Origin of the sequence: Polaromonas jejuensis NBRC 106434 (assembly GCF_001598235.1) — a bacterium.
GTDB classification, from domain to species: domain Bacteria; phylum Pseudomonadota; class Gammaproteobacteria; order Burkholderiales; family Burkholderiaceae_C; genus Polaromonas; species Polaromonas jejuensis.
This window is the reverse complement of the sequence record NZ_BCYO01000037.1, coordinates 18,516-30,932: the sequence shown is the minus strand read 5'-3', so window position 1 is coordinate 30,932 and position 12,417 is coordinate 18,516. Positions and strand designations below refer to the sequence as shown.

Below are 12,417 nucleotides of genomic sequence, written 5' to 3'. Positions count from 1 at the left end.
TTCTTAGGGAATCAAGCCCATCGCATGCATGTAGGCCGGGTGCAACATCAGCTCGTCCCATTCGTGGGCCGGCGTCGTTGGCAGCAGGTCGAGCCGGCGCATCTCACTCGACTCCAGCGCTTCCCACTGGCCTTTGACCAGCGCCTCGGCCATGCCGTCGAGCAGCTCGTCCACCGGCTTGCCCTCGCCCACCGACTGGTTGCACAGCAGCACCATGTCGCAGCCGGCGTTGAGGGCCGTGACGGCGGCCTCGGTGTAGCTGACTTCCTTGCCGTCAATCAGGCGCGCGCCGGCCATGCTCAGGTCGTCGCTGAAAATCGCACCGCCAAAACCGAGGTGCCCGCGCAGGATGAAGGTCAGCCATTTTTCCGAAAAGCCAGCGGGGCGGGCATCTACCTTGGGGTAGATCACATGCGCCGGCATCACGCTGGTCAGCGTGGTGTTGAGCCACTCGTAGGGCGCGGCGTCGTCGGCCAGAATGGCTTTCAGACTGCGCTTGTCGACCGGAATGTCGGTGTGCGAGTCGGCCTTGACGAAGCCGTGGCCGGGGAAATGCTTGCCGCAGTTGGCCATGCCGGCCTGCAGCAGGCCGTGCATCAGGCTTTTGGCCAGCAAGGTGACCACGCGCGGGTCGCGGCCAAAGGCGCGGTCGCCGATGACGCCGCTGGCGCCAAAGTCGAGGTCCAGCACCGGGGTAAAGCTGAAGTCCACGCCGCAGGCGCGCAGCTCGGCGCCCAGCACATAGCCGCAGGCGGTGGCGGCGTTGGTGGCGGCCAGCTGGTCCTTGATCCAGAGCTCGCCCAGCGCGCGCATGGGCGGCAAATGGGTGAAGCCGTCGGCCTTGAAGCGCTGCACGCGGCCGCCTTCGTGGTCGACGCAAATCAGCAAATCCTGGCGCAGGCTTTTGATCTCGGCGCAGAGTTCGCTGAGCTGGCGGCGGTCTTTCCAGTTGCGGCCAAACAGAATAATGCCGCCGGTGAGCGGGTGCTGCAGGCGGCGGCGATCGGCCTCGCTGAGCGACAGGCCGGCGATGTCAATGATGAGGGGAGCGTGTTCGCAAACGTGGGCAGTCATGGTTTAAAGGGATTTATTGGCGTGTTCAACCACCACAAAGCTGGCGGCGTAGTCGGTTTCATCGGTGACGGACACATGGGCGGTGAGTTGCTGCGCCTCAAACCAGGCCTTCAGCGCACCGTGCAAGACAATCTCGGGCTTGCCGCTGGCCGCCTTGGCAATTTCACAGTGACGCCAGGTCATGGGCAGGCGCATGCCGGTGCCTATGGCCTTGCTGAAGGCCTCCTTGGCCGAAAAACGCGTGGCGAGGTAGCTCACGCCGCGGTCCGGCCAGCGCGCGCTGCGGGCTTTCCAGGTGGCAAGCTCGCCGTCGCTGAGAATTCTTTGGGCAAAGCGCTCACCGTGGCGTTCCAGGCTGGCGCGAATGCGGCGCACATCGCAGATGTCGGTGCCTATGCCGTAAATCATCAGAGAAAATGGCCCCCACGCCCGGCACTGGCGTGTCCTTCGCTGGACGTGCCGCCGCGAGACGCAACGGCTCTTCCGTCCGTCCAAGCCTGCGCAGGCAGGCTTGGAGCCGCGGACGTCAGCCCCTCGGGGGCTGATTTTCCTTGGGGCGGCTTGGCGGAAAATTGTCCGTTCAGCGCCTTCATGCGGGAGTAAACGCCTCATTGATGCAACGCAGGTAGTCCTTCACCGTGGCGGCATAGCCCAGCTCCAGGGCGTCGGCGATCAGGGCGTGGCCAATCGACACTTCCAGCACACCGGGCACCGCACGCAGGAATTCGCTGAGGTTGTCGCGGTTCAGGTCGTGGCCGGCATTTACTCCCAAATTAATAGCTGCCGCCGCCCGTGCAGCCTCGACAAAACTACTTAAAACCTTGTTTTTTTGCGGACCCGACCAGGCCCGTGCGTAGCTTTCGGTGTAGAACTCCACACGGTCGGCGCCCACCGCCTTGGCGGCGACCATGGCTTCGGGGATAGGGTCCATGAACAGGCTCACCCGCACGCCACGCGCATGCACCTGCTCGATGAGTGGCTTGAGGCGTTTGGCGTCGTCCGGAAACGACCAGCCGTGGTCGCTGGTGAACTGCTCCGCACTGTCTGGCACAAAAGTGCACTGGTGCAGCGGCAGGCCTCTGGCGGACAGGTTGCGCTCAAAATCCATCAGGTTGTGGAAAGGATTGCCCTCGATATTGAATTCGCAATGAGGCCAGTCCTTCATCAGTGCGGCGAGCTCGTAGACGTCATCCGGTCGGATATGCCGCTCATCAGGCCGCGGATGCACCGTGATGCCCTGGGCACCGGCCTCCAGGCACAACTCTGCGGCACGCGTCACGTTGGGGATGTCGAGGTGCCGGGTATTGCGCAGCAGCGCGACTTTGTTGATATTGACCGACAAGGCCGTCTTGCGAGCGCTTGCGGGAACCGTTGGGGGGGTGGTCTGGGCGGTGGTCATGGCGGTGAGGTCGGGTCGTTAAAGGGCGTGCAGGTCCATCATCATTTGCCGGGTTTTCAGGACCTTCACGCCACAATGGTAGTGCAGCAGCGCGCGCAGCTGGGTTTTAAGCTCATTCAGGCCGGGAATACAGGCCCGCACCGTGTCGGAAAACAGGGCATTGTCAGCCAGCGCCTGCTGCAGCGCCTGCCACTGCTCGCCGGACAGGCTGGCGCGGTCGTCGTCATGGGCCGGCCTGAGGCCCGCTTCGGCGACCAGCACATAACGGGTCTGCGGCTCCAGGGGCGCCAGGGTCGCCGTTTCGGCGTCCAGCAGGGGCAGCAGGCCTATGTCACGCAGCAAACGCAGCTCGAATGCACGCAAGGCCAGTTGCAAGGTGTCTATGCTCTGGCTGGCGAGCAATTGCACCGTGGCCGAATAAGCATCAAAAAGCACCGGATGCGGGTCATCGCGGGCCAGCAGGCGCATCAGCAATTCATTGAGGTAATAGCCCGACAGCAGGGCATCCCCCGTGGGCATGACATGGCCGCCCTGCCATTCGGCGCTTTTGAGGGTGCGGATTTCCGCATCACCGCCGAAAGCCAGGTGCAGGGGCTGCAGCGGCAGCAAAATCGGACGGAAGCTGGAACTGGGCTTTTTGGCGCCGCGCGCCACCAGCGCCACCCGACCGTAATGGCGGGTGAACACCTCCAGAATCAGGCTGGACTCGCTCCAGTCATAACGGTGCAGCACATAGGCGGACTCGTTACTGATGCGTTGGGTGGCCATGGTCAAGGCCTCAGGCAGGAGACCCGCAGCTCATCGCCACGCGGGCGAGCAAGGGCAAGCCGCGGAACCGGCTTCGCCGGGCCGCAGGCGCAGCGGCCCCCGAGGGGCTGGAGCCTGCGGCTCCAAAGCTGCTTGAGCAGCTTTGGACAGGCGACAGAGGCGAAGCGTCTCGCGAGCCGCGGCCTGCAAGGCCTCGGGAGCTACACGCAGTGAGCGACCGTGGGGGCCATCTACTCATACCCAAAGGTCTTGACGCGGGCCTCGTCGTCTGCCCAGCCCGAGCGGACCTTGACCCAGATTTCCAGGAACACCTTGCCGCCCGTGAGCGTTTCCAGCTCGTGCCGGGCCTCGGTGCCGATGCGTTTGAGCTTCTCGCCCTTCTCGCCAATGATCATGCCCTTGTGGCCATCGCGCTCGACGATGATGGTGGCGGCGATCTTGCGCAGATTGCCTTCCTCCTCGTACTGGTCAATGACCACGGTCGAGGTGTAGGGCAGCTCGTCACCGGTCAGGCGAAACAGCTTTTCACGAATGATCTCGGCGGCCATGAAGCGGTCGCTGCGGTCGGTCAGCTCGTCGGCGCCGTACATCCAGGGCTGCACCGGCAGGTATTTTTCGCAAATGCCGAACAGCCGCTCTATGTCCTTGGCGTTGTTGGCCGACATGGGCACAAACTCGGCAAAGTTGTGCCGCTCCTGCATGGAGCGCAGCCAGGGGGCGATTTCCGCGCGGCGGTGAATCAGGTCAAACTTGTTGGCCAGCAAAATGGCCGGCGTTTTTTCGGGCAGCAGCGCCAGCACCTTGGCATCGGCCAGGTTGAACTGACCGGCCTCGACCACAAAAACAATCAGGTCCACGTCGTTCACGGCGCCCACCACGGTGCGATTCAGCGAACGGTTCAGGGCATTGCCGTGCCGGGTCTGAAAGCCCGGCGTGTCGACAAAGACATACTGGGTGGATTTGACGGTACGCATGCCCGTAATGCGGTGGCGCGTGGTCTGCGCCTTGCGCGAGGTGATGCTGACTTTCTGGCCCACCAGCGCATTGAGCAGGGTGGATTTGCCCACATTGGGCTTGCCAACAATGGCGATCAGGCCGCAACGCTGCTCATCGACAGGCGGTTTTTCAGCTGCGGGCTGTGCCGCGCCCCGCGATGACAGGGCCTGGGCCAGCATGGCCTCCAGCGCATCGGGGGCTTGACCCGGCTCGACGGGTGCCGCCGATGGCATCGCCGCCGGCTGCTTCGGCTCTTTTTTAGCTGTGCTCATAATTTTGATTGGATGGTGTTGGGCTGCAGCGCTTGTCGCTGGAAGCGCTGATTCAGGAATTCAGTGTTTTGACAAACATCAGCATGGCCGCCGCGGCGGCCTGTTCACCGGCCCGCCGCGAGCCACCGATGCCGCGTTCGGCCCGGCCAAATTCGGTGATTTCGCACTCGACATCAAATGTCTGCTTGTGCGCGGCGCCCATAGTCCCCACGACCCGGTATATGGGCAGGCTCATTTTGCGCCCTTGCAACCACTCCTGCAATTCGGTTTTCGGATCTTTGCCGATGGCCTGCATCTGGGGGTTGATTTCCACATCCTTGAACAGGCGGCGCACCAGCTGGTCGGCCTTGTCGAAGCCCGCGTCCAGGTACACCGCGCCTATCACCGCTTCCAGTGCATCCGCCAGGATGGAGGGCCGCTTGTGCCCGCCAGACTTGGCCTCCCCCTCCCCCAGACGCAGCATGTCGGGCAGCCCGAGCACCACGGCCAGCTTGTGCAGGGTGTCCTGCTTGACGAGGTTGGCGCGCACGCGGGACAAATCCCCCTCGGGCAACTGGCTCAGTTGCTCATAAAGCAGGCCTGCCACCGCCAGGTTCAGGACGGAATCGCCCAGAAACTCGACACGTTCGTTGTGGTCAGCCGAAAAGCTGCGATGCGTCAGCGCCTGCGCAAGCAGCTTGGGGTTGGCAAAATCGTGCTGCAGACGTTTTTGCAATGCCAGCAGGTCTGGACTTGAGAGGGCACTGGCTCGCACTTATTTGGATCGACCGTTGTACTTGAGTAATAAGAAGGCGGGACCGGCCATGTGGATTTCCCGGGTGTAGGCAAAGGCAACGACGGTTTTTTCGCCTTCCTTGCTGACTTCCAGGTCCTTGCCGGAAATTGAAGCGATGTCGTCAATGGCGGCGGCCTTGTCGAAAATTGACCGCACTTCGGCCACGGTGCTGCCCTCTTTGGCCTTGTTGGCCGCCTTGGTGATGGCCTGAAACTCAATCAGGGTCGGCACCACCTGGGCCGCCAGGATGCCGGCGCAGGCAATCACGCCGCCCACAAACAGAAGGCCGATGAAGGAGATGCCGCGTTGCTGATGTTTCATTTTTTTCCTGCGCTACTAGAACAAAGACAAAGCCATGGGCATTCTGGATTGCAGAGCCTGCTGTAGCAGCTCCCCGTCGAATTACTGGAAAGATCCAATACGCTTGAGGTTGCCGAAATTCATCCAGACAAAGAAGGCCTTGCCCACGATGTTTTTCTCTGGAACAAAGCCCCAATAACGGGAATCCAGCGAGTTATCGCGGTTGTCGCCCATCATGAAGTAGTGGCCTTCAGGCACCTTGCAAACCACGCCCTCGCTACTGTAGCGGCAATTTTCCTTGAATGGAAAGTCATCCGCGCCGGGAATGAAGGCCGGCCTGTCGTCGTCATTGAGCAGGCGGTAGGTCCTGTCGCCATTGGTTTCCTGAAACTGCTTGGCGTAGCGCAGCGCATCTTCATCAAAGAAATCAGGCAGGGGCGTCTTCGCCAGCGGCTTGCCATTGATGGTGAGCTTCTTGTTGAGGTAGGCCACCTCGTCGCCGGGCACGCCCACCACGCGCTTGATGTAGTCCAGGCTGGGCTTGGGTGGGTAGCGGAACACCATCACGTCGCCGCGCTGCGGGCTGTGGTTGTCGAGCACCTTGGTGTTGAGCACCGGCAGGCGTATGCCGTAGTGAAACTTGTTGACCAGGATCAGGTCGTTGATCAGCAAGGTCGGGATCATGGAGCCCGACGGAATCTTGAAGGGTTCGAACAAAAAGGAGCGCAGCAGGAAGACCACCACGATCACCGGGAACAGGCCGGCCGTCCAGTCCAGCCACCAGGGCTGCATGATGAGCCGGGTTTTGGCTTCGCTGGTGTTGTCGTCAACCTGGCTGATGCCCATTTTGGCCAGTTCGGCCTGGCGTTTGGCCGCACTGGCTTCCAGCGTCGCCACGGCCTGGTGCCGCTGCGGCAGGAAATAAAAGCGCTCCGCCAGCCAGTAAAGCCCCGTCACCACCGTCGCCAGAAACAGCAGCAGGGAGAAGTTGCCTTCCAGCGCGCCAAAATACCAGGCGGCGCCGTAGCCGACAAAGGCCGCCAGCACCACCGCCGTGATGGAACTCATCGCCCCACGCATTATTCTTCTACCTGCAAGATAGCCAGGAAGGCCTCTTGAGGCACTTCCACCGAACCGATTTGTTTCATGCGCTTCTTACCCGCTTTTTGTTTCTCGAGGAGCTTGCGTTTTCGTGAAATATCGCCGCCGTAGCATTTGGCGATCACGTTTTTACGCAGCGCTTTGATTGTCTCACGCGCAATAATGTTGGCGCCAATGGCCGCCTGGATCGCCACGTCGAACTGCTGACGCGAAATGATTTCGCGCATTTTGGCCACCACCGCGCGCCCGCGGTAGGCCGACTGGCTGCGGTGAACAATGATGGACAGCGCATCGACCTTCTCGCCGTTGAGCAGAATGTCGACCTTCACCACGTCGGAGGCCCGGAACTCCAGGAACTCATAGTCCATCGACGCGTAGCCGCGCGAGACGGATTTGAGCTTGTCAAAGAAGTCCAGCACGATCTCGCCCAGCGGCATCTCATAGGTCAGCATGACCTGCTTGCCATGGTAGGCCATGTTCAGCTGCACGCCGCGCTTCTGGTTGGCCAGCGTCATGACCGCACCCACATAGTCCTGCGGCATATAGAGATGCACGGTCACGATGGGCTCGCGGATCTCGTTGACCCTGCCGGCATCTGGAATCTTGGAAGGGTTTTCGACCTTGATGACTTCGCCATCGGCCTTGAGCACCTCATAGACCACGCTGGGCGCCGTCGTGATCAGGTCCTGGTCGAACTCCCGCTCCAGCCGCTCCTGAACAATCTCCATGTGCAGCAGGCCGAGGAAGCCGCAGCGAAAGCCAAAGCCCAGCGCCTGGCTGACTTCGGGTTCGTAGTGCAGCGAGGCATCGTTGAGCTTGAGTTTTTCCAGCGCATCGCGCAGGGAGTCATATTCGCTGGCTTCGGTCGGGTACAGCCCGGCAAACACCTGGGGCTGGATTTCCTTGAAGCCAGGCAGCGCTTCGGTGGCCGTGAACGCAGCGCCCCCCGTGCCAGGCTTGATCAGGGTGATGGTGTCACCCACGCGTGCGGCCTGGAGTTCCTTGATACCCGCGATCACAAAGCCCACTTCACCGGCTTCGAGTGACTGGCGCGGCTCGGTATGCGGCGTGAAGACGCCCAGCTGCTCGGCGTTGTACATGGCTTCGCTGGCCATGAGCTTGATGCGGTCGCCCTTGGCCAGGCGCCCGTCCACCACACGCACCAGCATGACCACGCCCACGTAGGCGTCGTACCAGCTGTCAATGATCATGGCGCGCAGCGGGCCATCCGGATTGCCCTTGGGTGGCGGCACCCGGGCCACCACGGCTTCAAGAATTTCGTCGATGCCCATGCCGGTCTTCGCACTGCAGGGAATCGCATCGGTCGCATCGATGCCGATCACGTCCTCGATTTCCTGCTTGGCGTTATCGGGATCGGCTTGCGGCAAATCCATCTTGTTCAACACGGGCACAACTTCCACGCCGAGGTCGAGCGCGGTGTAGCAATTGGCCACGGTCTGTGCTTCCACACCCTGGCTGGCGTCCACCACCAGCAGCGCACCTTCACAGGCAGACAGCGAGCGACTCACTTCATAGGAGAAGTCGACATGGCCCGGTGTATCGATCAGATTGAGGTTGTAGATCTGGCCATCGAGTGCCTTGTATTTCAGCGCAGCGGTCTGCGCCTTGATGGTTATCCCACGCTCTTTTTCAAGATCCATCGAATCAAGTACCTGCGCACTCATCTCGCGATCCTGCAAGCCACCGCAGCGCTGAATGAGGCGGTCTGCGAGCGTGGATTTGCCATGATCAATGTGCGCAATGATCGAAAAATTTCTGATGTGATTCATCAACGTGAACGCCTAAGTACTTGAAAGTATTGCGAAGAGATTAGAGGCCATTCGCAACAGAGCATAAAAAAGGGCGCGTCGAGAATTGACGCGCCCTGAACCAACAATCTATGGCAACTGCGATAGTTGGAACTTCATTGTAGGCAAAAAGCCAGCGGCGAACAGTCCCAAAATAGCCACATTTGTGTCGTTGCAGGGCTGCAACAAGAAACTTATACACAGCTTATCAACAATTCTATGCTGGTTACCTATGGACAACTTGTGGGTGATCTGTGGATCAACCTTGAATAGTATGGAATAGCGATAAATTCCATGACTTAGTCGCCTTGATATATCCATAAAGCGTCGAAAGCCTGCCGCATTCTAACCAAATCCGTCATTGGAATTAGCCAATGTGAGCATACGCTAACATTTTCCAGACCTTTTTTCTCCTAAAAATATATTTTTTGGGCCTCAAAAAAACCTCCGAAATCCAGAAAAAACCCCCAACCCGGGCAGGGAATGAGGGTTTTTTGGGCGTTCAAGACAGCCTGGCAACGCACTTTTAGCGAGTCGCAAAAACAGCCTCGACAGGCGTCAGATCATCAGCGCACAGGCCGGATCAGCGCGTACTGCGCCCACTCGCCACGCCTGAGCAGCACATTGATGGCCTTGGACTTGTCGGCCTTCGCCAGCGCAGCCTCGAACTCCTTGACGCTGGTGATTTCAGCATTGCCAATCGCAACGATCACATCACCTTCACGCAGGCCAGCGCGGGCCGCGGCTCCTTCGGCGTTGTCAACCTTGACGCCGCCCTTGATCTTGAGTTCTTTCTTCTGTGCATCAGGCAACTCACTGACCACCAGCCCCATCGCTTGCGCAGGACCCGCCACGGGCGGCTTGGGCTCTGTAGCAGAAGCCTTGCGCGCAGATTTTTCCGGCTCCACTTCGGCAATGATGACCGACAGGTCCTTGGCAACACCGCGCCTGAACACGGTGACGACGGCCTTGGTGCCCGGCTTCACATTGCCGACCATGCGCGGCAGGTCGCTGGCCTTCTCAATCGGCTTGCCGTCAAACCGGGTGATGATGTCGCCAGCTTCTATGCCCGCCTTTTCTGCAGGTGCTCCACTCTCCACGCCCCTGACCAGTGCCCCCAGGGCCTTGCCCAGACCAATGGACTCGGCCACTTCCTTGGTGACCTGGTCGATCTGGACCCCAATGCGTCCACGCGTCACCTTGCCGGTGCTGCGCAACTGCTCCGAGACGCGCACCGCTTCGTCGATGGGAATGGAAAAGGAAATCCCCTGGAAGCCACCGGAGCGTGAATAGATCTGGCTGTTGATGCCCACGACCTCTCCGCGCATGTTGATCAGCGGCCCACCCGAATTGCCGGGGTTGATGGCCACATCGGTCTGGATGAAGGGCAGATAGTCACCGGTATCGCGCTGCTTGGCGCTGACAATGCCCGCCGTCACGGTATTCTCAAGACCAAAAGGTGAGCCGATGGCCATCACCCATTCGCCGACTTTCAGGCGGTTGATGTCACCAATTTTCACGGCCGGCAAGCCGCTGGCCTCAATCTTGACCACCGCCACGTCGCTGCGCTTGTCCGCGCCAATGATCCTGGCCTTGAATTCGCGCTTGTCCGTCAGGGTGACGATGACCTCATCGGCGCCATCCACCACATGGGCATTGGTCATGACAAAGCCGTCCGTCGTGAGTATGAAACCCGAACCCACACCACGCGGCTGATCCTCGTCCGGCGAGTTCCGGTCCGGACGCGGCGCGCGCGGCATGTTGGGCGGCACAGGAATGCCGAAGCGCCGGAAAAACTCCAGCATCTGCTCGTCGACGCTTCCGGTACCCGAGGCCTTGACTTTTTCAAGCGTGCGAATGTTGACCACCGAGGGCCCCACCTGCTCCACCAGGTCGGTGAAGTCGGGCAGCGTACGGTTTTGCGCCCACACCGGCTGGACAGGCAGGACGGCGGTGGTGGCGACGACGGCCATCAGGCCTGCCACCAGGTAGGAACGCAGTGGTTTCCGGTTCAATTCAAGCATCATCAGCCTCGTCATAAATAGGGTGGCAAGCAAACTTTGGGCAGAAATGGGGATAGGGACAAAAAAAACAATCCAGCCTATTGTGCAAACTTCTTGCGAAGTTTCGGCCGATGCCGCCGTATTTTTACTTCTTGTGCTCCAGCCCATTGGCAAAGAGCTGCAAGGTCGCCATGGGCACTTCGCCCATGACGGTGATCCAGTAGCTATCCAGTTGCCGGGTAATCGTCTGGGTGGCCCCCAGCGACAGGCTGGACGCCTTGTCATGGCGTTGCCGGTCATAGGGCTCCACAAAGATGGAGACGGAAGCCAGGCCATCGGAGAAAATCCATTGCAGCGGCTCTTCGCCCGCCACCGCATTGGCCGCAGCCGGGCGCTTGTAGCAGCTCATGGCCTTGAAGCCGGGGACCGGTGCCTTCAGCAGCCAGCCTTCGGCACTGGCGGTGGTCTTGACCAGCACAGGCTTTTCAACGCGGTAGCCCTCCACCTTGCCCATCATCTGGATGAGCGTGTCCATCTTGACGGGCGCATCGAGCTGCAATTCTGAAAATGCAGCCTGCTCAAGCACCTTGCCATCGACGTCCAGCGTTTGCAGCTTCACCACCAGGCCCCTCTTTTGCTCCGTCCAGACGCGGTAGCCAAAGCGCATGTTGTCTTTGGGCATCAGCGCAATGATGTCGGCCTCAACGCCAGCGACGCGCTCCACCCCCTCTGGCCGAACCTTGTAGAAGTCGGCAATACGGCCGTCGGTCGACTGGAGCAATTCCGGGAACATGCCCAGCGATTCGCGTTTTTCGCTGCGGACCACCTTGTGGTCGGGCATGAAGGTGACCACCTGGTCGTTGTGCCGGAAGATCGAGCGCGGTGCACCCGTAAGCGTTTCAACCCGCTCCATCTGCTGACCGGCTTCGCAAACATGCCAGATTTTGGCGCTCGACATGGCCCCGCCCGACGACACGACAAAGGTCCCGATATAAGACTGTTTTTTGGAAGCCTCATGCATGCGCATCAACCAGTCATTGATGCTTTTGGACTCTGCCGCTGAAGCCGGTACGGCGGTACCAGAGGCCGGCCTCGCGCCCTCAGCCGCTACATAATTCATAGCTACCAAGGCAAATACAGCAAGGGCCACGCGCCTAAAATGCTTGAGATTCATGGGCTTGACAAGCCTCTGACGCAACGCAATGCTCACTCAGCGCCCCACACTCTGTGGCGCCTCAAAGGCAGCATTGCGCAAAAACCCGGAGGGCACCTGCAAGGCCGATGTTCCACCCAGTTGCTGGTGCGCAGCCAGCAGCTCCTCCAGGCGGGCGTCGCGCACCATGGGCCCTTGCGGTGAAGCCACCACCACCTGCTGCACGCCCGGCGCCTGGGCAAGTTGCGGTGCAGCGGCCGGCGCCAGCAAGCCGGAGGCATTCCAGGCGATGGCGAAAACGGCCGCCAGAGAAGCCAGGCCGGCCAGCAGCTTCCAGCGAAAACTGCCATCATTGGCTGCGGGACCGCGGTGATGAATCAGATCCCCCCCGGGGACGACCTCAGTGTCCGGCGCAGAGTCAGGCGCAACGGATGAAAGCTCCGCCCTGCCCACAGGTTCCAGCGCAAGGCGCTGGCTGAGCTGGCTGACGAAGGCCAGATCCGCCCCCGCCGCCAGGGGCACAGGCGCGCGACCCGGCGAGCGCAGCACATCGCCGATCAGGTGGTAGGTATTCCAGCTGGCAACCGCGGACTCGTCATGCTGGCAGACCTGAAGTGCCGCAACAAAATCCTCACGGCCCAGTTGGCCATCGGCCAGGGCAGATATGAGTTCTGGGGTTTGCATAGACGGTTTCATGATGTTCATTGACAGCGGATCTGCCGGTTTCTTGATAGCTGAAAACTTGCTCTGACGCATTGATGAATTGGC

General features: G+C 60.6%; 12 protein-coding genes. All 12 read right to left on the bottom strand.

The window, feature by feature from the left end; all coding sequences use genetic code 11:
- Nucleotides 1-3: 3 nt before the first annotated feature.
- The 12 genes from nagZ to PJE01S_RS22250 all read right to left on the bottom strand — a co-directional run bounded on the left by nagZ (nt 4) and on the right by PJE01S_RS22250 (nt 12,333).
- On the bottom strand, nt 4-1,074 hold the full coding sequence (nagZ, locus tag PJE01S_RS22305; protein WP_068835915.1) for a beta-N-acetylhexosaminidase: 1,071 nt from the start codon (nt 1,072-1,074) through the stop codon (nt 4-6).
- 3 nt (nt 1,075-1,077) lie between these two features.
- Nucleotides 1,078-1,482 (bottom strand): holo-ACP synthase, encoded by a 405-nt coding sequence (gene acpS / locus PJE01S_RS22300; protein WP_068835914.1) that lies wholly within the window; start codon nt 1,480-1,482, stop codon nt 1,078-1,080.
- Between the two features lie 181 nt (nt 1,483-1,663).
- Nucleotides 1,664-2,473: a pyridoxine 5'-phosphate synthase gene (locus tag PJE01S_RS22295; protein WP_068835913.1), complete on the bottom strand. Its 810-nt coding sequence runs from the start codon at nt 2,471-2,473 to the stop codon at nt 1,664-1,666.
- Nucleotides 2,474-2,491: 18 nt separating this feature from the next.
- Nucleotides 2,492-3,241 (bottom strand): DNA repair protein RecO, encoded by a 750-nt coding sequence (gene recO, locus PJE01S_RS22290; RefSeq protein ID WP_068835912.1) that lies wholly within the window; start codon nt 3,239-3,241, stop codon nt 2,492-2,494.
- 230 nt (nt 3,242-3,471) lie between these two features.
- Complete coding sequence (era, locus tag PJE01S_RS22285) at nt 3,472-4,470, bottom strand: GTPase Era (protein ID WP_068835922.1); 999 nt, start codon at nt 4,468-4,470, stop codon at nt 3,472-3,474.
- Nucleotides 4,471-4,561: 91 nt separating this feature from the next.
- Complete coding sequence (rnc, locus tag PJE01S_RS22280) at nt 4,562-5,263, bottom strand: ribonuclease III (protein WP_068835911.1); 702 nt, start codon at nt 5,261-5,263, stop codon at nt 4,562-4,564.
- On the bottom strand, nt 5,264-5,605 hold the full coding sequence (locus tag PJE01S_RS22275) for a DUF4845 domain-containing protein (protein ID WP_068835910.1): 342 nt from the start codon (nt 5,603-5,605) through the stop codon (nt 5,264-5,266). It lies immediately after the preceding gene.
- A gap of 81 nt (nt 5,606-5,686) precedes the next feature.
- A complete protein-coding gene (lepB, locus tag PJE01S_RS22270) occupies nt 5,687-6,652 on the bottom strand; it encodes a signal peptidase I (RefSeq protein ID WP_068835909.1) in 966 nt (321 codons plus the stop codon).
- A gap of 11 nt (nt 6,653-6,663) precedes the next feature.
- Nucleotides 6,664-8,475, bottom strand: a complete 1,812-nt coding sequence (lepA, locus tag PJE01S_RS22265) for a translation elongation factor 4 (RefSeq protein ID WP_068835908.1) — start codon at nt 8,473-8,475, stop codon at nt 6,664-6,666.
- Between the two features lie 584 nt (nt 8,476-9,059).
- The gene (locus tag PJE01S_RS22260) at nt 9,060-10,520 is read right to left on the bottom strand and encodes a DegQ family serine endoprotease (RefSeq protein ID WP_377372124.1); all 1,461 of its coding nucleotides are present in this window, start codon (nt 10,518-10,520) and stop codon (nt 9,060-9,062) included.
- 121 nt (nt 10,521-10,641) lie between these two features.
- Nucleotides 10,642-11,616, bottom strand: coding sequence for a MucB/RseB C-terminal domain-containing protein (locus tag PJE01S_RS22255; RefSeq protein WP_281178637.1), 975 nt, complete (start codon nt 11,614-11,616; stop codon nt 10,642-10,644).
- Nucleotides 11,617-11,706: 90 nt separating this feature from the next.
- Nucleotides 11,707-12,333: a sigma-E factor negative regulatory protein gene (locus PJE01S_RS22250; RefSeq protein ID WP_245660930.1), complete on the bottom strand. Its 627-nt coding sequence runs from the start codon at nt 12,331-12,333 to the stop codon at nt 11,707-11,709.
- Nucleotides 12,334-12,417 lie beyond the last annotated feature (84 nt).